Origin of the sequence: Saliphagus sp. LR7 (genome assembly GCF_003344565.1) — an archaeon.
Classification (GTDB): Archaea; Halobacteriota; Halobacteria; order Halobacteriales; family Natrialbaceae; genus Saliphagus; species Saliphagus infecundisoli.
The window spans coordinates 71,354-94,784 of sequence record NZ_QPND01000014.1; the positions used below are offsets into that span (position 1 = coordinate 71,354).

Annotated in this window: 23 protein-coding genes; 16 read left to right on the top strand and 7 right to left on the bottom strand. The window is 58.7% G+C overall.

What is annotated here, in order from left to right; all coding sequences use genetic code 11:
- Window positions 1-299: 299 nt before the first annotated feature.
- Together DVH23_RS16935 and DVH23_RS16940 are read left to right on the top strand one after the other, a co-directional pair.
- Complete coding sequence (locus tag DVH23_RS16935; RefSeq protein WP_198667965.1) at window positions 300-1,097, top strand: plastocyanin; 798 nt, start codon at window positions 300-302, stop codon at window positions 1,095-1,097.
- Window positions 1,098-1,975: 878 nt separating this feature from the next.
- A complete protein-coding gene (locus DVH23_RS16940; protein ID WP_114578604.1) occupies window positions 1,976-2,512 on the top strand; it encodes a hypothetical protein in 537 nt (178 codons plus the stop codon).
- Between the two features lie 24 nt (window positions 2,513-2,536).
- Here the strand turns inward: DVH23_RS16940 and DVH23_RS25045 are convergent, their stop codons facing one another.
- Both DVH23_RS25045 and DVH23_RS24350 read right to left on the bottom strand, forming a co-directional pair.
- Complete coding sequence (locus DVH23_RS25045) at window positions 2,537-2,665, bottom strand: hypothetical protein (protein ID WP_255565267.1); 129 nt, start codon at window positions 2,663-2,665, stop codon at window positions 2,537-2,539.
- Window positions 2,666-2,932: 267 nt separating this feature from the next.
- Entirely contained in the window at window positions 2,933-3,133 is a 201-nt protein-coding gene (locus tag DVH23_RS24350) for a hypothetical protein (protein ID WP_198667966.1), read from the bottom strand.
- On the opposite strand from DVH23_RS24350, the gene DVH23_RS16945 reads away from it, so the two are divergent.
- Both DVH23_RS16945 and DVH23_RS16950 read left to right on the top strand, forming a co-directional pair.
- A complete protein-coding gene (locus DVH23_RS16945) occupies window positions 3,119-3,787 on the top strand; it encodes a bifunctional 2-polyprenyl-6-hydroxyphenol methylase/3-demethylubiquinol 3-O-methyltransferase UbiG (RefSeq protein WP_198667967.1) in 669 nt (222 codons plus the stop codon). The genes DVH23_RS24350 and DVH23_RS16945 overlap by 15 nt on opposite strands.
- Window positions 3,788-4,101: 314 nt before the next feature.
- On the top strand, window positions 4,102-5,448 hold the full coding sequence (locus tag DVH23_RS16950) for a hypothetical protein (protein WP_232833795.1): 1,347 nt from the start codon (window positions 4,102-4,104) through the stop codon (window positions 5,446-5,448).
- A gap of 250 nt (window positions 5,449-5,698) precedes the next feature.
- Here DVH23_RS16950 and DVH23_RS16955 read toward each other — a convergent pair whose 3' ends face one another.
- A complete protein-coding gene (locus tag DVH23_RS16955; protein WP_114578606.1) occupies window positions 5,699-7,549 on the bottom strand; it encodes a carboxypeptidase-like regulatory domain-containing protein in 1,851 nt (616 codons plus the stop codon).
- A gap of 341 nt (window positions 7,550-7,890) precedes the next feature.
- On the opposite strand from DVH23_RS16955, the gene DVH23_RS16960 reads away from it, so the two are divergent.
- Window positions 7,891-8,505: a hypothetical protein gene (locus DVH23_RS16960; protein ID WP_157972460.1), complete on the top strand. Its 615-nt coding sequence runs from the start codon at window positions 7,891-7,893 to the stop codon at window positions 8,503-8,505.
- Between the two features lie 402 nt (window positions 8,506-8,907).
- On the opposite strand, the gene DVH23_RS16965 is transcribed toward DVH23_RS16960, so the two are convergent.
- Window positions 8,908-10,080 carry an ISH3 family transposase gene (locus DVH23_RS16965; RefSeq protein ID WP_114578608.1) on the bottom strand — a complete coding sequence of 391 codons (1,173 nt, stop codon included), beginning with the start codon at window positions 10,078-10,080 and terminating at the stop codon, window positions 8,908-8,910.
- Between the two features lie 518 nt (window positions 10,081-10,598).
- On the opposite strand from DVH23_RS16965, the gene DVH23_RS16970 reads away from it, so the two are divergent.
- Complete coding sequence (locus DVH23_RS16970) at window positions 10,599-11,624, top strand: AI-2E family transporter (RefSeq protein WP_232833796.1); 1,026 nt, start codon at window positions 10,599-10,601, stop codon at window positions 11,622-11,624.
- 294 nt (window positions 11,625-11,918) lie between these two features.
- Here DVH23_RS16970 and DVH23_RS16975 read toward each other — a convergent pair whose 3' ends face one another.
- Entirely contained in the window at window positions 11,919-12,269 is a 351-nt protein-coding gene (locus DVH23_RS16975; RefSeq protein ID WP_114578610.1) for a C2H2-type zinc finger protein, read from the bottom strand.
- 496 nt (window positions 12,270-12,765) lie between these two features.
- Here DVH23_RS16975 and DVH23_RS16980 point away from each other — a divergent pair, with 496 nt between their 5' ends.
- From DVH23_RS16980 to DVH23_RS16995, 4 genes are all read left to right on the top strand, one after another.
- On the top strand, window positions 12,766-13,623 hold the full coding sequence (locus DVH23_RS16980) for a hypothetical protein (protein WP_198667968.1): 858 nt from the start codon (window positions 12,766-12,768) through the stop codon (window positions 13,621-13,623).
- Window positions 13,616-14,044 (top strand): hypothetical protein, encoded by a 429-nt coding sequence (locus DVH23_RS16985; protein ID WP_157972461.1) that lies wholly within the window; start codon window positions 13,616-13,618, stop codon window positions 14,042-14,044. Before DVH23_RS16980 ends, DVH23_RS16985 begins: the two co-directional genes overlap by 8 nt.
- Before the next feature lie 675 nt (window positions 14,045-14,719).
- Entirely contained in the window at window positions 14,720-15,943 is a 1,224-nt protein-coding gene (locus DVH23_RS16990; RefSeq protein WP_114578612.1) for an inorganic phosphate transporter, read from the top strand.
- Window positions 15,944-15,986: 43 nt separating this feature from the next.
- The gene (locus tag DVH23_RS16995; protein WP_114578613.1) at window positions 15,987-16,406 is read left to right on the top strand and encodes a universal stress protein; all 420 of its coding nucleotides are present in this window, start codon (window positions 15,987-15,989) and stop codon (window positions 16,404-16,406) included.
- A 127-nt stretch (window positions 16,407-16,533) separates the two neighbouring features.
- Here the strand turns inward: DVH23_RS16995 and DVH23_RS17000 are convergent, their stop codons facing one another.
- Both DVH23_RS17000 and DVH23_RS17005 read right to left on the bottom strand, forming a co-directional pair.
- On the bottom strand, window positions 16,534-16,746 hold the full coding sequence (locus DVH23_RS17000; RefSeq protein ID WP_157972462.1) for a hypothetical protein: 213 nt from the start codon (window positions 16,744-16,746) through the stop codon (window positions 16,534-16,536).
- Window positions 16,747-16,833: 87 nt separating this feature from the next.
- Window positions 16,834-17,148, bottom strand: coding sequence for a hypothetical protein (locus tag DVH23_RS17005; protein WP_114578615.1), 315 nt, complete (start codon window positions 17,146-17,148; stop codon window positions 16,834-16,836).
- A gap of 201 nt (window positions 17,149-17,349) precedes the next feature.
- Between DVH23_RS17005 and DVH23_RS17010 the strand changes: the two genes are divergently transcribed.
- The 6 genes from DVH23_RS17010 to DVH23_RS17025 are packed head-to-tail and all read left to right on the top strand — an operon-like array spanning window position 17,350 to window position 23,394.
- Entirely contained in the window at window positions 17,350-17,865 is a 516-nt protein-coding gene (locus tag DVH23_RS17010) for a hypothetical protein (RefSeq protein WP_157972463.1), read from the top strand.
- Window positions 17,866-17,903: 38 nt separating this feature from the next.
- Window positions 17,904-19,502 carry a hypothetical protein gene (locus DVH23_RS17015; RefSeq protein ID WP_114578617.1) on the top strand — a complete coding sequence of 533 codons (1,599 nt, stop codon included), beginning with the start codon at window positions 17,904-17,906 and terminating at the stop codon, window positions 19,500-19,502.
- Window positions 19,499-20,371, top strand: a complete 873-nt coding sequence (locus DVH23_RS24630; RefSeq protein WP_232833797.1) for a DUF2157 domain-containing protein — start codon at window positions 19,499-19,501, stop codon at window positions 20,369-20,371. The genes DVH23_RS17015 and DVH23_RS24630 overlap by 4 nt, the downstream gene beginning before the upstream one ends.
- On the top strand, window positions 20,368-21,660 hold the full coding sequence (locus DVH23_RS24635; protein WP_232833798.1) for a hypothetical protein: 1,293 nt from the start codon (window positions 20,368-20,370) through the stop codon (window positions 21,658-21,660). Before DVH23_RS24630 ends, DVH23_RS24635 begins: the two co-directional genes overlap by 4 nt.
- Window positions 21,585-23,054 (top strand): hypothetical protein, encoded by a 1,470-nt coding sequence (locus DVH23_RS24640; protein WP_232833799.1) that lies wholly within the window; start codon window positions 21,585-21,587, stop codon window positions 23,052-23,054. Before DVH23_RS24635 ends, DVH23_RS24640 begins: the two co-directional genes overlap by 76 nt.
- 1 nt (window position 23,055) lies before the next feature.
- Window positions 23,056-23,394 (top strand): hypothetical protein, encoded by a 339-nt coding sequence (locus tag DVH23_RS17025; protein ID WP_114578618.1) that lies wholly within the window; start codon window positions 23,056-23,058, stop codon window positions 23,392-23,394.
- The last annotated feature ends 37 nt before the right edge of the window (window positions 23,395-23,431 follow it).

Below are 23,431 nucleotides of genomic sequence, written 5' to 3' on the forward strand. Positions count from 1 at the left end.
TATCCATAACGACGCCATCAAGCGAATCGGTTCAGGATCCCCCTCTAAAAGACGTCCCGGCAACTCCTCGCTTTGCGTTTATAACGACCCGTGACTGTCTTTCATTTGTCGGCCCCACCGTTGGTCGACACACCACCCACCGTTCCCACCTTTCGAGACCCTGCCGCCATCCCTGGTTCTGATCCAGGGAGCGGCATTCTCTCTTCCCCCTTTGGCAGCGCTTAGCCGTGCTTTACTCGGTAGAGAGAGTAGAAAGTGAGGAATATTTATATAAGATAACATCCTATAAGCAGTGCGAAATGACACCTACTAATAACGGTAGTGGTGACGACGACCGATACAACGCGAACGTAACTCGGGACGCGCTGCCGATCGGTCGTCGTGGCGTTCTCTCAGCCGTTGGCGCCGGTACGATGCTCGCCGGCTTCGGAACCGGCGTCGGTGCGGCCGATGAACACGGTGACACGCTCCCTACGGCCGAGGTCTCCGGCGGCGAGGTCCACCCGGTCTTCGGGTTCGCGGCGCTCTCCGGTGAGATCGAGCCACCGCTCACTCCCGATCATGAGGTTCAGGCACTCATCAGGCCCCGTGAGGACCGTGAGATTCCGGAGTTCTTCTTCGAGCCGACCGGCTTGGCCGTCGAGCCCGGCGACACGGTCAGGTTCTCGCTTGTGACACCCCACCACTCGGTGACGGCCTTCCATCCCGCGATGGGCTTTGCCCCGCGCGTACCCGAGAACGTGCCGCCGTTTTCCTCGCCCGTCCTGCCTGTCAACGCCTACTGGCTGTATACGTTCGCCGAGGAGGGCGTCTACGACTTCCACTGTGGACCCCACGAGATGTTCGGTCACGTCGGCCGGATCGTTGCCGGATCGGCGACCGGACCCGGTGCGGAGCCCGTGCCCGGCCCCGAGAGCGAGTCGACGGGCGGTGGAGGCGAAGACGAGAGCGAGACTACCGGCCCGGAGCTACGGTCACCGACCGGGACCGCTGCCAGCGTGCTCAACGACCGCTCACTCCAGCCCGAGTGCATCCTCCGCAACGGAACCGTCAGCTGGGAGAAAATCGACGACGAAAACAAACAGCTGGTCCTCTAACCACGCGCTCTCTCCAACGAGAGACCATCGAGCAAGTGGGTTTTACCGAGTGCTTCGGCCGAACCGGTCATTGCAGTCTCCGAACAAAATCCTCTGATCCTCGCGAGAATCGGCAAGAGTAGACCCAGTGAGTGATTGGTGAACCGTTGAGACCTGTCCGTCGACATCAGCCTTCGCTTGTTGGTGGGTTCGAACCAATCCGGCCCCACCACTCATTACCACGTCTCTGACCTGGAGGTTGTCTCTCTCAGATTGCCACTCAGGTCTTGTAGTGGAGCGCCACTCTCGCCGACAGAGCCTGTTCACCCCGCCCGACTGACGCTCGTGTTTCGCTTCGCTTCACACTCGCTTAGTGGATAATCCCTCTTGCTGTAGCCAAGGATCAACCCCCATAGTTGGGCTCCCTCGGAGGTCGCCCAGGACTGCTTTAGATCATCTGAAATCCGGTGTTCAGCACTCCTCCTGATAGCCCATCATCGCTGTTCACAGCCTGGCCTGATAGTCCACTTTTCTCTGATAGTTGATAGTCAGATTTGGCTGGTGCACACACCACTGTTTCCGCTGTTCTCGGAGGGGCTCTCCCACTGCTATAGCACGCCCAGTTTCCCCTCCTCGAGGAGTGACTTTCTCATTCAGTGTCACTGGTCTTCTCCTCTCTGGTGGTGGCTTCGCGCCGCACTGCTCATGGTCTCCCTCTCTGAACTTGGTGGGATTCCCCCTTCTTTTTCTATCATATCTGATAGTCGTTCTGGCTAGTGCTCCTAGACCCATCCGCTCAACTCCCGATGAGGGGGGTTCCTCGAGCTATATACTGTCGGTAACTCAAAACTGACGCAAACTGACGCCAGTTTTTACTATAAAGAGATTGAACCAAGGGTATGGAACCAACCCAGGATCCACACGAAATCGCAGCAGAACTATCGAGGAAGACACATCGAATTCTGGCAGCGATTCGGAACCGAGGTGGCGAGGCAACCACCTCTGAGATCACGTCGGCGACGAACCTCGACAACTCGCTCGTCAATTACCACTACAAGGGGCTGCTTCGCGCCGAGGTCATCGAGAAGATCAGTGAGGGAGACACCTCGCAGGGACTTCCTCGCGAGGGGTTCAGCTATCGGATCACTGATAGAGGCCGCGAGGTACTCTCGGCAGCTCAGGAAGACTACGATATGACGGCCCTCGAGGAAGGGGCAGTTCGCCGGCGCTTCGATCGGATCGAGGACCGGATCGGTGGGATCGAAGATTCCCTCCAGGCACGCAGCGAAGCCGACGACCAGGACGATCGAGACGGCGATCTCGAAGAGCGCGTGGCCTCCCTGGAGAGCGACTTCGAGGACCTCGTGGAGGACGTGGGTACGGTCGTGGAGCGTCTAGAGGAAGTCCGCGAAGAAGTCGGTGTGAGTGAATTATAACAGAAAAGTTATAATTTGGAAAGGTTACCCCTGGCTCGGATTGAGTTCGTCCGGTGCATGATCCTTCCAGACGTCCTTTGCTTCGTCGTCCAGTTGCTCGTTGAAGAAGGCAGTCGCACGCTCATAGTCACTGTATTCTTGGAGACACTCCATATCGCTCATTATCGCCCAGTACGTGCCCTTGTGTTAGACGAGCTCTCGATCCTTGAGCTGAGAGAGGGCCGTACTTACCACCTGTCGATTTGATCGCCGTCCAAAGGGGAAGGAGGGCGACCGGATGGGACACGCAATCTTCATAACCGACCCGCTCGGCTCGCGACTAGCCACGATCAACGGGAATCAGGGGGCTTCAAAGCCATCACTGGGTTCCGCTCGTGAGTGATCGTGTGCCAGTAGAGCACACCGAAGATAGATTCTTCATCACTGAATTAGTTCGGTTCGTCTATGGACGATATGGAGGATTATATCGCGGAGAATCGTGACCATTGGGACGAACTCGCCGAACATCATCCCGAGACCAGCCACTACGATGTCGAGGCGTTTCTCCACGGTGAGTCGACGCTCCGCCAACTCGAACTCGAGGAGATCGATCCTACGAACCAACGCTTGCTCCACCTCCAATGTCACTTCGGTCTCGATACACTCTCGTGGGTTCGAGATGAGGATGTCGGTCATGCAACGGGCGTCGATTTCTCACCGACCGCGATTTCGACCGCACGAGAGCTCCGTGATCAGATAGGCCTGTCCGAAGAGCGGGCGCGCTTTATCGAGAGCGATCTCTACGAGCTCCCGGCCACGCTCTCGGAAGCGTTCGACGTCGTCTTCACATCATATGGAACGATCTACTGGCTCCCGGATTTAGATCGCTGGGCAGAGGTCATCGCAACTCATCTCGAGCCAGGCGGCATATTCTATATCGCCGACGGCCATCCTTTCGCAAACCCGTTCCACTACGAGAGTACTATCGATGATCTTGATGTCGCCCATCCGTACTTCAACGAGGAGGCGATTACCGAAGAGCACGATGGGAGCTATGCTGGCTGGGACTTCGGCTTGGAGAACAAACGTTCACATGGGTTCTCACATCCGATTGGTGAGATCGTAACAGCCCTGAACGATGCCGGCCTACGGATCGAATTCATCCACGAGTTCCCATGGTCGTTCTTCCAGCGCTTCGAGACGATGGACGTCGACGATAACGGACGGTGGTGGCTCCCAGGAAGTGACCACGATCTTCCGCTCACGTTTTCGCTGAAAGCCCAGAATCCGGCCTGAATATAAGGGGGATGGGGGCACGGTGACGGTCCGAGATGATAATCCCAACCGTCGTGGTGGATGAACGCTCCAAGGTCTATACGCCAGTACGAAACTGGAGGGCGACCTCGATGACGTAGACGATTTCTGAGAGATCATTCAGCGATTTGAGGAAATGGGGCTGGTCAATAGAGGGGGTTTTGAACACAATTTGTATAAGCCAAAGCAAAGACTCGAGCTACATGTCTCGCTCGCATTCGCGGCGTGACTTTCTCCAGAAAACCGCTTCGATGGGTATTCTCAGTGGGGTTGCCTCGCTCGCCGGCTGCATGGGGATGGGAGATGGAACGGGCGGGGTGACTACCCACCAGCAACAACACCAGGCGAGCATCTCAGGAAGGGGGCTGAATACTGTCCCGTCAATCAACCCATCCGCAGTCAAGGGCCGGTTTGATGACGTCGAGAACTACGGCGCCGATCCCACCGGCGAGGAGCCGATCAACGAGCACCTCGAAGCCGCCTGGAGCGATGACACGCTGATCGTCCTCCCGAAGGGTGAGTACAAGACGAACCGGAAGTTCCGACAGACGACGACCTCGAACGTCGGTCTGATCGGGCAGAACGCGGTCATTCGTCACGGAGAGGTCAACACGATCCACGGTCACCTCGTCCTCGAGGGCGGGTACCAGGGCGGGACGATGATGTTCCGCCTGGGGACGCCCAGCAACCCCCATGGAGATCTCCTCATCGGGGGCCTCATCTTCGATTGGGGATGGTCCGAGAACGCCGGGATGCAGGCGATCAATGCCTTCGTAGAGGGGGAGGGAGAGATCCGGAATATCGTCTTCAACGGCACCCACTCGCTCGGCACGCACGGGAACATCCGGGCCGCGGCGGGGTCGCCCGACTCGGTCATGCTCGTCGATTCAGTCGACATGGCAGGGGGCGGCCTCCACTTTCGAGATACGATCAACACGCGAACGACCCGCCGGTACGGGGGCTACACCGACCGCCTCCCGTTCGGGCAATCCTGGAGCACACAGGGCGTTGTGGGCCACCCCGATCAGGAAGGAACGTCGGTCTTCAGGAATATCGTTACTGGCCCCTGGCCGGGGAGTCCGATATACGTCCGGGGAGGGTCGGGTCGGAAGATCGTCTCCAAGTGTATCGTCTCGAACGGAGGAAGCAACCAGATCCGAACGAACGGCGGGAACAACTGGGAGCCGGTTGAGTGGCTCGACGGTACGGCTGACTGGCAGGAGGCTCGTGATGGTCCGTACGGGCAGACGACCATAGAGAACTGCCTGTGTGGGGTCGAGGAGGACCCCGAAGGCGTGTATCTGACGCAGACAGGGATTCTCCTTCAGGACGGCCCACAACTCGTCCGGAACTGTGAGATCGAGCTCGGACTCGCTGACGGTCGTGGGGGCGGCGGGACGTACGGCGTAGGGACCCGCGGCGAGAGTGGCGCAGCGCCGGCTGGTCCGGGGAGAGTCGAGAACACCACGATCACGCTCCACGAGAGCACCGATGCGTTCTACGTCTCGCCGTACACAGCCTCCCTCGAGGTCGAGAATGTCGCAATCAATACGGTCGGGTGGGAGGGAACTCGCAGCAACCTCATTGGTGGCGTCGGTCCAAATCTTCTTCAGAACGTAACGCTCAACGGCGAGCCCTTGTAGCGCTGGTTGCGTTCTGGTCTCTGGTTGGTTTCCGACTGGTGTGCTCTGTTGAAGAGGGATGTTCTTGTCCGACCACCAGTTCAGGCTGGCTCATGCATGGCCTCTCGCTACTGATCCTCACTTTGGTGTTTCTCGAAAGGGAAAATCAATCGGGCTATAGAGCGATCTAACGCGATTCCAGTGGAATCAATTGAAGAACAGAGATTCTGTGCGTCCGCCTCATTATCCTCCTGCAGCGTTGTCAGCCCACTCAGGCACTTTCTGGATCTAACTCAACTACCGTCTCAGTCGGTTCGTCGATATCATGCTCAACGGTGAGTGATTCTGAGGCGTACCCCTCTGCGTCCACGCTCACTTCCCAGGTCGCCGCAGGCTGCTTGAAATGGATAATTCCCTTTTCTGCGGTTGAGCCACTAATTTCCTCACTTTCGTCGCTCTGCTGATAGGCTGACACCTCAGCCCCTTCAACCGGTTCATCCGTCTCAGCATCAACTATCTCGAATGTCAACATTTCCGTTTCAAGCTCTGGCCCCAGTACGAACTCTACCTCACTGTCATCGTCAATTTCTCTCGTTTCGTTAATTGATTCATACCCGTCTGCTCCAACACTGATGTGCCAATCACCACACATCGTTTCGAGGGTTGCGGTACCGTTAGCATCAGTGACTGCCGTATCACTGCTGACCTCAGTAATGGCATCTGGTTCGCTCTGGGCGGTCAGGTCTGCGCCCTCAATCGGTTCCCCCTCTTCATCTACCACCTCTGCAGAGACTGTACACGAGTCGGGCCACTCAACAGCCTCAAGCTCAACAGTTTTCGGTTCGCTGCCGACCGTTACGCTGTAAGACTCTGCGCTAAAGGTCGGATGGAATCCATCCGTCACGACGACTTCGGCCTCCCCACTTTCCTCGATTTGGACGGTCAAGCTACCATTCGAATCGACTTCATATGGCGAAGGAGTCGAAGCCAGAACATCCCCATATACCGCGACACGGGCTTCTTCCATTGGCTCGCCAGTAGTCGAATCGATAGCAACGATCGTCAGCGATGTTCCTGCTGACCCAAGAGTCACCTCGCGCTCACGATTGCCGTCGTGAGTATACGTGAGTGTCTTCGAATCGTAGTCAGAATGCGTAATCTCAATTGTATACTTGTTCTCATAAATTTTGTCTGTATATTCTCCATTCGAATCGGTCTCGCCGCTGAATTCCAGGGGGATGTTGGCCTCTTGAGGTTCACCCTGTCCAGTGATCATTGCGCCTTCGACCGGCTCACCTTCAGGATTTGTGACTGTGAGCATTAGAGTAGAGGTATCGACTGCTGCCTCAAGTTCGACTCTCAGTTCACTCTCACCGTTGTGAGTGTGCTCAACGGTCGTTGCTTCGTAGTCAGGATGATCAATCTCAATAGTATATTTGTTCTCGTAAATCCGACTCTCGTGAACCCCATCCGAATCCGTCTCGCCGCTGAACTTAAGAGGAATATCTGCCTCGTGAGGATTTCCCTCGCCAGTTACGGACGCACCTTCAATCGGTTCGCCAGCAGGACCAACGACTTGGGTGGTGATCTCCGACAGGGGTGGCTCAGATGGCGTATCTTCACCATCGGCATTTTCCTCTTCTTCCGTCGCTGTCTCTTCCTCGGCCGGTGTTTCATCATCGGCCTCTTCCTCAGTTGGCGTTTCTTCCTCAGTGGGTGTCCCAGTCGCTTCTTCAGTCACCGTTTCTTCTTCAGTTGATGACTCGTCTTCACTACCTTCAGTCGGTGTTTCTTCCTCAGTAGAACTATTCTCTGAAGTCTCTGTAGCTTCTTCGTCCTCATCGCTCTCTTCAGACTCGTTTCCTAATTCGCCCTCCGTATCAGGTTCTGTACGGTTGCCCTCGTTAGATTCTGATTCGTTTCCGTCTGTATCAGTCTCATTTTCACCCAGATTACCTTCCTGCTGCTCCGCAGTGTCGTTCGATTCTCCGTTCCCGTCGTCCTCAGAAGATGTCTCAGGTTCTCCTTCCTCTGTGGGTTCAGCAGCGCAGCCCGCCAGTATGGTCGTTCCTCCTGCCAAAACTAGGAATCGTCTCCGGTTCCATTGATCTCGATCTGCCATACCGATGGGTGTCACATCCAACAAATAGTTCTGACTGTTTGTTCGTTACTCTGAACAGTAAAATAACTTGTATAGAGCGCTTTGTTGAATAGGGCCATCCCGACCAGTCGGGGACGTCAATCTTCGCGAACATCGTCACCGGTCCGTGGCCGGGGAGTCCGCTGTACGTTTGCGGGGGTGGCGGCCGGAAGATCGTCTCCAGGTGCGTCGTCGCGAACGGCGGGAGTAACCAGATCCGAACGAACGGGGGAACGATTGGGAGCCGATCGAGTGGCTCGACGGGACGACCGACTGGCAGGAAGCTCGTGACGGTCCCTATGGACAGTCGACGATCGAGGACTGTGGGCGCGGTTGCACAAGATCCTGAAGGGGTCTACCTGACTCAGACGGGGTTCCTCTTCCAGGACGGCCCGACGATCCTCCGAAACTGTGAGATCGACCTCGGATTCGCAGAGGGTGGGGGCGGGACGTACGGGATCGGGACCCGAGGAGAAGGCGGCGCAGCGCCGGCCGGACCAGTGACAGTCGAGAATACGACGATCACGCTCCACGAGGACACCGACGCAGTCTACGTCTCCCCGCACACGAACTCGATCCACGTCCAGGACGTCGCGATCGAGACTGTTGGGTGGGAGGCGGGGCTCAACCTAGGGTGTCATAAAACGGTTCACAAGGCGTTTGATTTCATTGCCGCTAAAAGTGAATCCTGTGCTACATACAGGGAATACTCATATCGGTCAGTACAACGAAATAACTATCAGGATATTGGATTCTTACTAAGTATGGAACGCAGACTACTCAAGACAGCTATTGGGATAGCAATGGTGGGAATAGGGCTGGTGCAGGTGTCTCTCTATGCCGTGCAAAGCGAATGGGTACCTACCGGTTTGGGTGTATTCATCTCGCTACTTGGGATTGTGTATCTATGGGCCGAGGTCTACTCAACTGCACAGTAAGCACCCGTACTTAGCAAATAGAGGAACTGAGAACGCGGGTATGAGAACCGTTGTATGACACCCTTGGGGCTCAACCATCTAGTAGGGGTGTGGGGGTCGATCAGGTCCAGGGCGTAACGATCAATGGCGATCAACTACACCGATCGGTGTCAAGAGTGTCATAGAACTGTTCGAATCCCTGTTGTCGTCTCCGAGATATGCTCACTATCGGTACTTCCCAATGTATCGCTATTCCTGAGTGATTTTGCACCGGTTTCCTCAGTGCTGAGGTGGTTCTGATCAATGAGCTGCTGCTTCGAGTGAAATCAGTTCACAACTCACTCAAGAGAATCGTCTCAATCACGAACTGGAACAGAGCTATCGCTCCCCCGTCGATTCGGGTTCGCGCCTGTCGCGGGCTGATCAGCCCGCGACGGCGCTTCGATTGGCCACCGGAATGCCGACGCCGTTTGTCGGCACCTCCCAGATTCGGGCGAGACGCTCATCTAATGCGTGTTCGATCCACTTCCGGAAGCGTTTGAACGGGAACCATGCTGGGCGTGCTCGCCCGCCGCAGCGCGGCTGGGCGAGCACTGCCCAGCCAACCAGCACCCAGAGATTCCGCAGTACGAACGCGACACCGACGTGTACCAAGCGGATCCCAGGATCGCGAGTGGAGGTTGTCGCGAGTGCCTCTCTGAACGTCCGGAAGCTTGTTTCGATGGCTGAGCGCTGCTTGTAGGCGTATTCGACTTGTTTTGGCGTGCGAGCGTCCTGCTCGCACGCCGCGTACGCATGGATGAGCAAGCCAGTCTTTCCTCGCTTTCCTTTGCGATAGGAGACGCAGATCGCCACCGGAAACCGCACTTCTCGCGGGGTTCCCTCGTACATCGCGTATTCGGTCCAGTAGGAGACCTTCGTGTCGAGCAGTTTCATCAGCTTCTTGCCACGGCGGATGAGCGGTGTGATCACCGGAGCGAGTGACTGCATGTGGTCAATTCCGGCGGCGGAGGCGAAGCCTCGATCGGCGACTAGACAGCGGATCGTGAGCCCGAGATCGCCGACGCGGCCGAGAACGCGCTCGGCCGCATCGGCTTTGGTTTCGTCACCGTGCATCCAGGTGAACGCGAGGATGAGAGGCTTGTTTCGACTGATCACGAAGCCAGCGCAGTAGCGATGGCAGTTAGTGGTGCCATCACGAGGAGTAGTTCGGCAGAGTTCGGTGGGGGAGAGATGGTGGCGGCCATGGTAGTGGATATCGACGAAGTCGAGACAGATGCTCCTCGGCGTTGCCTTGAGGAGCATCTGTTGAGCTTGGCGAGCGAGAATGTCGTTAACCGCGTTTTCGAATTGGAGATGGTCGACAGTGGCGAGCCATTCAAGAACGCGATCGCTGCAGGGTGTATTGATTGTCTGGGCGCAGATATCATGAATAGAGGTCTGTTCGACAGCAGCGGAGAGCACGGCAGCCCAGGCCTTTTCGGGGTCGAGGGCCCGACCCTCGACCCCTGGGACAGGAAGTTCTGTCAAGTGCTGAAGCGCTAAGCTTTCGAGGTCTGCCGCCGTAATAGTGGTGTCTGGGTTGGTCAGATCCATACAACCTAGACGCGTTCTAAGATCGTAACGACAGCAGTCATGACGCTACGCTAATCGATTGGGAACTACCGACTATAGGTGCGAACTGAACGACTGCCCTGGCCAAGAATTTAGTACGCAGCCCGTGCCTTCTTGCCATGGACGTTTCAGATTACGTGGTGCTGTTTGTACTCGATGTGATTGCGACCGTGGTCGAATATTTGCTTACATTGCAGTTGGTGGATCGTTCTAATCTGCAGTTCTGAGCGTTACAATCACTCCCTGGACGTACTCGAGAATCATCCCCGCCCGTGAAAGATAGGCCTCGCGAGTTGGGCTTACTCAGCTCAATCTGATTCTCGCGTTACTTTGGACTGCGAACGTCCCAAATCTATATCGGATACCCCCAAAGTGTCTTTTTCCTCAGGGGTGTGTGTTACCTGCCCATGATCCCGAACAGGGACGATGCCAGGTGGTTGCAGTCGAGAGGCTGGTGGTGGGCGTTCGCGCTCGCGCTCGCGACCGTATTGGTCGCTGCCATGAGCGACTACCTCGGGTGGATCGTCTTCGGGGTCTTCCTGTACTACGTCGCTCGACCCGTCTCAAGGCGGCTACACCAACGAGGACTCTCGTCGGGAACGAGTGCCGCTGTGACGCTCGTTCTCGTTATCCTCCCGTTCGTCGGTGTCCTGTTGGTCATTGTGTTACTTGCGATCGTTCAGATCGCCACGCTGGAGGTGACAGATTTTGACGCCGTCCTCGAACGATTCCTTCCGAGAGTAGATACCGACGAACTCCCGACAACCGAACCCGATCTGTATCCGTTCGCGGAGGATCTCGCAACCGATCCACGGCTTAACACCGTTGTACAGTGGATCAGCGGGCTCGTTAGCCGGTTTCTCACTGCGTCGTATCTATTGTTTGTGATGTTTCTGTTCGCGTTCGTTCTGATCCGCGACGAACGCCGGATCGAACGGTGGCTTCGAACCGAAATCATCAGGGAGAAACCCAACGTAACGGCGTACCTACGGCACGTCGACGAGGGGTTGCAGTCGATATTTTTCGGCTATACGCTGACGATTCTCGCGATCATGTCGTTGGCAGGCGTCGTATACACGGTGCTCAACGCAATCGCACCGGCGGACCTCGAGATTCCACAAGTCCTGTTGCTGGCGATCGTGACCGGGCTCGCCTCGGTGATTCCGCTCGTCGGCCGGAACGTCGTGTACGCAAGTATCGTCGGCTACCTCGCACTGACAGCGATTCGAACGGATCCCAGCACTCTCTGGTTTCCCGTCACGTTCTACGTCGCCATGGGTGTCTTCTTTGACGGCATCATCCGGACCTACGTGCGACCGACGCTTTCGGGACGAAGATTTCCGATGAGCCTGATCCTCTTTGCATACATCTTGGGTCCACCAATCTTCGGCTGGTACGGAATTTTTTTGGGCCCGATTATCATGGTCCTCACGGTAGTGTTTGTTCGACGTCACTTACCGAGATTGCTCCACGGCGGTCAAGTCATTCGCGAGACGTCTACCGATCACGATTCGCGGAATCACTGATAGACCGCACTTCTCTCCGAGATAGTACATTGGGGGTATTCCAGCCGTGGCCGATTAAACTGGTTGTCACACCGTTAATTTCGGCCCGAACAGACCCCGATGCACGAAGTTGTTGTATCGGATCGTGCGTTATCTCGATCTGCGAGCCTAACGTGCCTGACTTTACCAGTTAATTTGGATATGTGAGAGTCGTGCCAAATACAGGGTGTGGATCGGTCGCGGAGGGCAACTGCTATATACCGAGTTAAGATCGGTCGGTGTCAATCGAAGGAACTCATCAATCGCTGCAGAGGTTCAGGCTGAATCATCAGATTGAATCCACCAATGAAGTTGTTCTTCGGGGTGGTTCCGGTCGAGGTGTTCTCCCAGAAGTACTCCGGTTTCGAATTCTCGACCGCAAATATTACAGTAATAATGATGGTTGCGCCATGGAGTGGACTCTTTCGTGATGTCTCCTGGTACATGTTCGGTATGTGAACCGTTGTTGCCCAAGATTGACGATCGGATAAACATAGATAGCCGGTCAAAGTGTAGAAATTTCGGATGGTCAACGATGAGTTCGGAAAGGATGGCAAACGGGATGGCGATCAGAACAACTACGATGACGATATCAGCAGAAAGTTCTGCATCAGTTGCGATTAACACCGCTAGAATATCTTCAGTTACGCCAAAGATTATCCCTATTATAAAAAAACTCTAACAATCGTTTGAGTCTGCTGTGATCCATGAGTTCTTTTCACCTTATTGAGATAACTATCCACGTTCGGTCGGTAATAAGTGTCGTACTGAGTGAGTGCCCATTCAATTGGACCTGAACCAGTCAAATTTTTAATGTGTACCGCTTAATTGACAGTTACCGTACAATTCGTACGTTCACGGATTGGCGGACTCAGTATATCAGAATTGACCCGAACGCGATCACCATGCTGCATACATCCTCTCTATTCAGCAGGCATCGCTGGACAACTATCGAAAATCCGATTGGATGCGCCGTTGCCTAATTGACCTGGATGTAACGATGAGTGACCCGATCGCCGTGATCCAACTACCGCGTTTCGATGAGTCACGACTCTATCGGTTGATGGCTGAAATCCCGATATCTGAGCGACATATTTTTGTGACCTTGTATACAAATTCAGCCATGGCAACGCGAACGGGGACCGGGCTGGGTCAGCCGAACGCAGAGTCCCCGGATGCGTCATATGCAATCGTCGCTGGCCTCTACGTCGCCGTTCTCCTCGCTCCGCTCGCTGTTCTCGTCTTCGCACGCGCGACGTCGAACGGCGGCCTCCTCTATCTCGGATTTCTCACTGTACTCACAGTCATCGCCACTGTAGTTGGCTGGACTGTCTCCCGGACGTCCGGACTCGCAGTTAGCCTCGGCGGACGAACCACCGCGTGGCTGCTCGTTGTCCTCCCCTTCATCTGGTTCATCGGCGTTTTCGGTGTGGCTGCCATGGGAACTGAGCTACCGGGCATTACGGTTGGTCTCGCGATTGTCAGCACGATCGGTGGGATGTTTCTCGGCCTCTTCCTGACTGGGATGAGTCGGACCCGGTACGCGGCGGCCGTTCTGATCGGTGCTGAGGACGTCGTCGAATGGGAGGCGCGCTGGCCGCGGCGCTGGCGGCACTTCTCCGTGGCTTGGATAGTCATCGCGAGCGTCCTCGGCGTTGGCGGCGTCATCGTTCAGCTCGTGTGGAGCGACTTGTCCTGGGCAGGAAATCTCTATTTTCTCATGTTCCTATGGACACCCTTCGCGGGGGCCGCAAACCCACGGACGTTCCGCGTGACCGACGTGGGGCTCGTTGTCGAACGCCCACTCCAACAACGTCTCCGACCGTGGTCCGAGTTCGAAAGCTACGCGGTTACCGACACCGCGCTGATCATCCACCCGTCTGCGTGGTGGCGCCCGGCCTACCGATCCGACCGTGAGGATGTTGAGGATCTGGATGCTGCCGTCGAGGCGCTCGAAGCAATCCTTGGAGACGATGAGTAGTACCCGAAACAACCCGGAAGCGATGGAGCGCTCCCTCGCACTGTTACGGGGTATCAGAAACACGACGACCGTCGGGGCGGTCGACGCCGAGGACGGCACCTACTACGTCGTTGAGGGCTCCAGAAACGACTCATCAGCCGTCGAGAACGGGGGTGGGACGGAGATTGAGGTCCGAGCACTCGTTCGCGAGGACGGTCTCGTCCGCCAGACAGTCGTCAACGAAAGCTACGACATGGACGGCGAACGAACCACCACCAACCGGACGGTCGAGATCGTCGACGTCGGCGAGACAGTCGTCGAACGGCCCGACTGGTACGACGAGGCGTTGGCGGCCCAGCCCGAGGAGTCAGGATCCGACGAAACCAACGAAACTCCGGGCGGAGTGGGGGCGACGAACGAGACGTCAATCTCCCCGTCCTGACGCTCGCTCACGCTCGCCTCTGAGAACAAGGTTTGTCCGTTGCCGCACTTCGACCCTCTCATAGGCTCGGAGGAAACGATTTACCGACCGATCGTATCAACGGGTCACGATCGAAGGCGCAATGACTTTTCTCCGACCCTATCAGACGATTCTATGAAAGTAGATAGAAACGATGCGGGGTGCACTGGCTTGAGGAACGAGACGACGTCTCACCAGGGCTTGGACGCTTAGAACCCGCCTGCACTTCTCTCATATCTCCACCTTGTCGCCAGAGACACGTAAAGCGAGAACGGAACCCGTCTGGATTACCCCACGAGAGAGGGAAGAGTCTAGATTCGTGAGGTAACTTGGTAGGTCACCACCGCCACGACTATCACCTTCCCCACGTGACATATAGCTGCACGGCCTGCTTGTCAAACAGACCCGCTTGGCCGTGTCGATGTCAGAGGCACGCCACGGGCGGGATCTCCCCTGGCTCTCGCCTGTGCCCGTTCGATAGCCGCTGCGACGCGGGCCCTGAGTTGTGCTGACTGAGATCATCCAATCGTTACATCGAGCGTGCGTACTGAGTAGGGAATTCGCGGGCTTATCCGGATAGGGTACGTTTTATAACTTATCGAAATTATTCCCATCTTCCGGTAGTTTCTTATTCGGCCCTAATGTATATCTTATACGATGTCTCTTACTACGATTTTGTTGGTGGGAATCGTCGCGTCGATCTTCGTCGGATTCAACATCGGTGGTTCCTCAACGGGGATTGCGTGGGGGCCCTCGGTCGGAGCGGGGATCATCTCGAAGACAGTCGCGGCGGGATTGATGACGTTCTTCGTGTTTCTGGGTGGCTGGACGGTCGGTCGAAACGTCATGGACACGCTCGCCGGTGACATCATCACGATCCCGATCTCGCTCGAAGCCGGCGTCGGCGTCCTCTTTTTCATCGGGCTGGGGATCCTGATCGCGAACGTCTTCGGCGTTCCCGTCCCGACGTCGATGACGACCGTCGGCTCGATTGCCGGACTCGGCCTCGCAACGGGAACACTCAACTTCGAAACGATCGGGTGGATCGTCGCCTGGTGGATCGTGACACCCGTTATCGGCTTTTGGGTCGGCGGGACGATCGGGCGCTATCTCTATCCCGAACTCAACCGGCGCTTCGAGATCGTCTCCTCGGAAGGTCCGCTACTCACCCTCGACCGAGACGGAGCGGTGCCGACCCCGATACTCGGACCGAACACGACGCGCCAGGAACTCGCCGGGACGATCGTCGTCCTCATGATCGGCTGTTACATGGCGTTTAGCGCCGGAGCGAGCAACGTCCCGAACGCGGTCGCGCCGCTCGTGAGTAGCGGCGCACTCGAAGCGAACACGGCAATCGCGGTCGCGACGGTGGCGATCGGACTCGGCGGCTTTACGATCGCGCGGCGGACGATGGAGTCGGTCGGCACCGAACTCAGCGACATTCCACTGTTGGCCGCGCTGATCGTCATGACGGTTGCAGCGACGATCACGACTGCGCTTTCCTGGATCGGGATCCCGATCAGCCTCGTGATGGCGATGGTGATGACGATCGTCGGACTCGGCTGGGGCCGGGCGACTCGACCGATCAGGGCAAGAGACGCCTTGCGCGGCCAGGCTGACGCAGACATCGCACCAGGTGCTCTCACTGCAGAGACGGAGACGCCCGTTCGAACGATCGACGAGGATACGAACGAACCCTCCGAAACCGATACCCCGACCGCCCGAAACATCGGCGAAGAGGAGCCCAGAGAAGTTCGGGAAGCGGGTAACCTGTTCAATCCCCGGGCAGTCATCAAGTACATCTCGATGTGGATTATCGGCCCAACGGTCTCGATGGGGCTCTCGTACGCGTTCTTCGTCGCGATCCCGGTCGTCGGATAACTGCCGACAGGGCACTTATCCAGAGACGGAGCGTAGACCAGGTATGATCTCCCGGGTTCTTGTTCCGATGGATGACTCCGAAATGGCAGAGCGGGCGCTGCGATACGCTCTCGAAGCACATCCCGATTCGGAAGTCATGGTTTTACACATCGTGGGCGAACCGTCGGCCATGTGGGGCGAGGCGACGAGTCTCGCGCTCGCCGATAACATCGGCGAGGCCGCGGACGAACACGCCAAAATCGTTCTTGATGGGGCTCGTGAGATCGCAGACGAGTACGACCGAGAAATCACGACGGAGGTACAACTGGGACATCCAACTCGGGCGATTCTGAACCGGGCCGACGGCTTTGATACGATCGTGATGGGGTCACACGGAGGGACGCTCGCCGATCGATTGCTCGTCGGAAATGTCGCCGAGAAGGTGTTCCGCCGATCACCGATTCCCGTTACCGTGGTTCGGTGAACTGCCTGTATGTAACACGAGATTCAGTCCAAATGGCTCGAAAATATCCTTTGCGATGGGTTCTATGACACGCTATGTCGGTGTTGGTTTGATACCAAGGTGGTGTCAGGGTGGTTTCTCCCTGGTTTCACAGTGCCATCCCGAGCGCGAAGCCAGCCGAGAGAAACCAGACCGTCCCGACGACGGCTCGTCGAATGCGCCCCTGTTGATGCTCATGGCCGCCGAAAACCCAGTAGAAGACGCCGGAGGCCATGAGGAGCAGGGGCGCGGCGATCCCCCACTGGCCAAACTGGAGGAGTCCGGCCGCTACCGTTCCCGCCGCGAAGATGCGAACGGACATGGCGTGAGAGCGAGCAATCAGTCCCATCTTCTATGAGACGTATATCTTATTGTATTTAGAGTTTATCCGTGGTCAAAGTTTTGATCGCTACTCGTCCGTGAGGTCGCGAGCAGCGAACAGCAGCATCCCCTTCCAGGTGAACCCGTGGCGCTTCCGAGTGGCGTTCAGGAGGTCGTACTGGCTCTTCTCGTCGTCAAGCCCATCCGAGACTCCGTGTAGTTCCCGGTGAGTGTGCATCAGGAGGCCGCGCCAGGTCAGTCCGAACTCGCTTTTGAGATCATCGAGCTCCTCGTACTGCTCCGTCGGCATATCGACTGATACGTAGCGCTTCCGATCGTTTCCAGGCACTTCGAGATTGATCGCGGTCATGCCGTCGTCCTCTCCATCGTTCGAGTCAGCCATGGAGACCACAGGGGATTCTCCGCTGCCACCGGTACTTAGAGATCTGAGTCACAATATCCTGAGTTGCCTATCTCCCCCCTTAAACCTACTCGCCGAAACTCTCCCTATTGCGACAACAGTTTTAATGTAAAAGTGAGCGGGGTGATCTTATGGTGTTCTCATTTGACCCGTGCTCAAAAAGTAAGATGGACGTGGGTTCCGATGAGTGCCATTCGTGTCAGACATAACCATGCAAGACAAAACGCTGCGGACAGTGCGAACGCTACGGGAGAATCGGATCGATCACTAGGCACGCGGCTCATCGTCTGGGTTCTCACGCTGGTAACGACGTCGTCGCCCTTCGGCGCCCTCAATGAGACGGGCGATCGGATGGCGCCGGCGGCGAAGGCACTGATCCTCAGCGCCGTGGGGGTCATCGTCGCGAGCAATCCGGCGGCTGCCCAGGAATACTGCGATGAGGGGGTCGGGCTCTTGGTTGCCGACACCCAGGTCATGCTCTGGCAGATTGTCCTGGGGATGCTCGTCATCATCGCCATGCTCGGTCTGATCCTCCGAGCGTTCCCGCTGTTCACGGGCGCAACCGCAGCGGGCAACCTGATGATCGTCGGCGTGATTGTCGGGGTGATCGGGTTCGTGTTCATTCTGACGTTCATCGACTTCGCCTTCGGGGTCGTCGGCGGGCCAGGGATCGGCGAAGGCTGCTCGCCGTTCCTCTGAGGGCCCGACGAATGCGCCTTCGCCGATCGACTCGCGGTATGGCGGTACTTCTTGTTTCGCTGGCGCTAGTCGCTTCGCTCGGCGTTACAGCGGTCGCTGTCGCCCCGGCTGACGGGGGCGTTGTCGCCGCCCAGGAAGATGGCGACAACGGCAACGAATCGGACGGCCCGGGCGACCAGTGGCCCTCCGGAAATGAGAGCGCGGGCAACGAAAGCGAGAACGAGAGCGGGAACGAGTCGGGCGGTGGTGACGGTAGCGGCGGTGGAGGACTCCTTGATCGGGCCGGATCGGCTATCGGGTCGGCGAATCCCGTTCCTTCGCCGGCGGAGGCTGCCGAGGACGTCTGGGAGTGGATCTCCACGCAGCTCCAGGAGATGATGACGACGCTCGTCGATACCGTCTTCAACGAATTGCTCGGGACGCCAACGATCGAGAACGACGGCGCCATGGGCATCATGGGCTCCCCGGTCGATCCCACGACGGCCGAGGAGATTGACGCGAACGACGATACCAACGGTGGATTTGCCACGCAGAACTACACGAACCTCTACCACTCAGTGTACCTGGTCTACGTCATCCCTCTCGTGGGCGGGGTCCTCGGAGTGATGGCGCTGACCGTGCTGGTCGGTCCGTCGCTGTCGGCGTTCACCCAGCGTCGGATGTTCACCACGGTCGGGACGGCTGCGCTCGCCGTGTTCCTGGTTGTTGCCTCTTGGGAGTTCGCCGCACTGATGCACGCCTTCTCCGACGGCGTGACACAGCACTTCCTCCCCACCGGCGGCGAAGTGCTCGACTTTAATCGGACAATCTACAGCGGTCCCCTCGCCGTTACGATCGGGCTCCTCGCCAGCGGGGGGACGACAGGGATCGCCCTGCTCGCCCTCCACGCAGTCCGGCATATGCTCCTCTACGTCGCCCCGATCGCACTTCCGGCGTTGATCTTGCTGGCCTACTGGGGTGGCCACCAGCGCGTGAAACAGGTCGGGTCGTTCTTCATCTGGCAATGGTACGCTCTGTTGGTGTGGAACTGGCCGACTGCGGTGTTGCTGCGCGTGGCCTACGAACTCAACTGGATGTTCCACTCGAGCGACCTCATCAACATCGGGATGACGATGGCGATCTTCCTGATCGCGGTCGCGATCCCCTTGGCCGTCTCTGGGTCGTTCACTCTGATCGGCCTCTCGATGCGCGGGGCCGCAGCCTCGGCGGCCGGGGGCGCGTTCGCAAGCATCCGGAACCGGTCGCGCTCGGCGGCCCCCGAACCGACGGGCGAGTCGCGGACACGCCGTGCCGGTCGGCGACTCCGCTCGGGCGCGTCGTGGGCGGGTGCCGGTGCTGCGAACCGAGCGTCAGGAGCCTACGGTCGGGCAAGTGCGGCGGTCAATCGGCGCCGTGGGGTTGACAATACAACGTCGGGGCCGGCGCCCTCGAAAGACAGGGTAGGGAAGACGCCCTCGTCGAGACGGGCAGCGGCTGATGGTGGCTCGATCATCTCGCGAAGCCGGTCGCGCACTTCGAGGACGGGAATCACGCCGGGGCAGCGCCAGCGGACAAATCACAAGGGCGCGACGGCTTCGAAGCCAAAGAAGCGCCTCCAGCGGACGGACAACGGCAACTATCGAGTGATCGACCGATGAGTGACGACTCCACGGCCGACGGCGAAAGAATCGACTACAAGGTGTTCGGCGGTGCCTCGGGCGACCAGGTCGTCCTCGGTGTGAACAAACTCGAGCTCGGCGCCGCGTTGCTCCCCACGGCCGCGATCTGGTTCGTGGCCCGACAGGCTATCCCCGCCGGCGGTCGGCTCCCGTTCTACCTGGGGGCGATCGCCTGGACGGCCGTCGGCCTTGGGTTCATAGCTGCGAAGGAGCCCTGGCAGTCCGCCCTCGAGTACACCGAGACGATCGTCCGCTTCGCCACCCACCAACAGACCATGCTCTACGACAGGAACCCGAACGACTCCGGTATCGAACAGCCTACGAACGACTCGATCTTCGCGCGCCTCGCGCGCCTTCCCGGCCTCGAGGCGATCCCGTTCGTCGGCGGCTCTGGAGGTCCCGAGAAGAAGGCCGACGAGGATGATCGGCCGCTGCGCTCTCAGGACATCGTTCAGTTCGAGCGCGCGTACAGCGGCACTCCGGCCCTCGAGACTGATGAGGGGACGATCGTCGGCGCCATCGAGATCCAGCCAGCGAACATGGTCACGGCGAGCGATGATGCCTGGCAGCGCCAGGCCAAGATCTACGCGAAGATCCTCAACACGGCGCTCTCGGGCTCGATCCAGGTCTCCGAGTATATGCGGATGGTCGATTACACCCCGCGCATCGAGCGCTACCTCACGCGCCACGACGAGATCGTGACGACCGGCGACGGCCTCGCCCAGTCCGGCGAGATCGCCTACGACGACCTCCCGTTCGGGATGCAGGTCCACGCTGATCTCTGCGAAGAGCGGGCCGACGCGTCTCCACCTACGACCTCTCGACGCTCGTCGTCGATCCGTACGTGATCGTCGAGGTCGAACCCGCCGACGTCGTCTCCAACGAGGACGTCGAGGGTGGCCTGACGTCGATCCCGCTCGTCGGCCGGGCCTATACGAACGTCAAGCTCCACCAGCTGAAGAAATCGAGTGAGCACATCCCTGAGATGATCGACCTCCTCGAAAGCCGGCTCGACACGCTCTCCGACGCGATCCGGCGCCTCGACGGTGTGCGAGCGAACTCGATCCCGAGCGAGAAGTTGGCGCAGGTCGCGGCCGATCACTACCAGGCGGCGAACGTCTACGCCCACGCCGACTACACCTCGCTCGTCCGGCAGAACCCCGTTCCCGTGCCGGAGGAAGCCGCCTCCCCGGAGATCGACACGGATGCCGACCGCGATTACGCGAGCGATCCCGAGTACGAGCTGACCTACGCCCACCTCGACGCCGAAGCTGAGCGCGATCCGACGTCCACGCTGTCGCGGACGCACTCGCGTCTCGCGACCGCCGAGAAGCACGCCCAGTTCGCCGCTGCTTCGGAGTCGCGTGGGGACGACGTCGAGGACGGCCCGGCGCCGAACGGTGGCGACGACCCCCGACCGCGAGACGAGTCCGGGAAATTCGTCGCATCCGATGAGACGGGGGCTGCTGAGGCCAGCACGGACGGCGGCGAGGCGGTCGTCGACGAGGGCGCCGAGTGGGGCGCGGGCTTCCCCGACCGCGCCCCCGGGGTCACCGAGGTCGCTGCCACCCAGGAGGAGCTAGACGAGCAGTTCCGGTCGCTGCTCGCCCCCGAGTCGTTCGACCGGAGCGATCCCTCCCACGTCACGATCGACGAGGATCTCCACTCGGCAACGCTGTTCATCTCCTCGTGGCCGAAGGACCCCCCGCAGGGCATCCTCGAGACGGTCCTCCGGTTCGATGACGCGGAGATCGCGACGAACGTCACGACCCACATCGACGTCCTCGACCAGGAGAAAGCCGAGCGGGAGCTCGCCGACCTCGAGGACGCCCTCAAGTCGAAAGCCGAGCGCGTCGAGGACTCGAAGCTCTCGATGTTCGGCGAGCGCTACCGGGAGGACCAGGAGGAGGCGAAGGCGATGCTCCAGTCGTTCCTGGCGAGCGGGCACGATATGTTCGAGGCACAGACCTACATCGAGGTCCAGTCTCGCAACCCGAGCGCCATCGAGCGCGCCATCCGGTCGATCCGCTCGAACTCGCCGACGAGGGCGCGGACATCACGGTGCTGCACCGGAACCACGACCGGGGCCATCAGACGCTCTCGCCGGCGTGCCAGGACAAGATCGACCAAAAGGTGAAGATGCGCGCCGACGGGCTCGCGACGACGAACGCTTGGACGACGAAGAACCTGTACGACCCGACCGGGATCGAGGTCGGCGAGAACATGGCGACGAACGAGCCCCTCTCCGTGGACATCTACAAGCGTGACGCAGGCTACAACTGGATGATCGTCGGCAAGACCGGCGCCGGCAAGACCGTGACCTCGAGTGAAGTCCTCTGGCGTCAGAAGACGAGCAACCCCGAGATGTTCATGGCGGTGATCGACCCACTCCAGGAGTTCGCGAACCTCCAGGAGGTCTTCGACGGCGAGCGGATCGTCGTCGGGTCGACGAATTTGAACCCGTTCGACATTTCGCCGACTCCCGAGGACAAACTCGACGTGATCGGCTGGGACGCGCCCTACACGGAGTGGGTGGACTCGAACCTCGACTTCGTGGAGCTCTACTACAATACGCAGAATTTCGACTTCTCGACCAAACGCGCGGTCTGGAATCAGGCGATCAAGGAGGCCGGCGATCGGAAGGGAATCGAGAAGGACCCGCAGACCCACGCCGCCGAGCACCGAGAGGACGAGGGTTACGATGGTACACCGCCGACCGTCCTCGACGTCATCGACGTGATACGGGAGATGTCCGACGACGCTTCCGAGTTCGTGGACGACCCCGAGAACGAACGGCAGCTAGAGGATCGGGAGGCAAAAGCGACGGACATCATCAACAACCAGGTCGAGCCGTTCAAAGAGGGCGGCCACCTCGAGCACCTGGCTCACCAGACTGAGGTCGACCTCTCAGAGACGGACGTCGTGTGGGCCGATCTTCAGCTGAAGGAGGGCGACGAGCAGGGTGGTGGGCTGATGATGCACCTGCTACTCGATCTGCTCTATAACGAGGTGAAAGCCCGACCGGAGCCGGGGATGATCTTCTGTGACGAGTTCCACTACCTGCTTCGGGACGACATGACGGTGAAGAGCCTGAGCCAGAAGTACCGTCACCATCGCCACTGGGATCTATCGATCGGCGCCGGCACGCAGTCCCACAAGGACTTCTTTGGCACTGACTCGGAGGGGAACCACCACATGACCGATAACGCCGAGACGATGATGGAGCTCTCCTCGATGGAGATCTACCAGTTCGTCGAAGGCATGAACGAAAAGTGGGCGAAACAGCTCGGCCTCTCGGCCGAAGAGGGGGAGATTATCGCTGACCTTCAGAAGGGGAACAAGGCCGACGGCTACTCCGAAGCGCTGTTGCGCGTTGATGACGAGGGATGCTTCCCCGCTCGGGTCCGAATGGATCGTGACCTAAACCCCCGCGAGTCGGTCGCGCTCATGTGCGATCCCTCGACACACGGCGAGGACTACCGCGAGTACCTCGATAAACACGATGACGTCTGCAACTGGAGGTGGACCTGAGATGGGGCTCGGGAACCGGGTGATCGGTGGAACGAAGCGAAAGCTCGGGATCGGCTCACCCTACGGAACACTCGAGCTAGACGGCGATCGCATCGACCGGCTGTACGACGAGACGCCGGCCCGTCACTCGGTGTCGATCCAACCGAACAAAGACGGTGGTGGGATCACGAATGCGATCGACCTCCTGACGGCCGTCCACACGGCGGGGAAGAAGGGCTTCCCGGTGATCGGCTCGGCGGACGTCCCGACGCACGCTTTCGAGATGCGGAACATCAACGGTCGGATCGGCTTTCAGTACGTGATGGGCTCGGAGAAGGCCCAGGGCCAAATCGAACGGTAGTTAGAGACGTTCTACCCGAACGCCCACGTCAACGTCA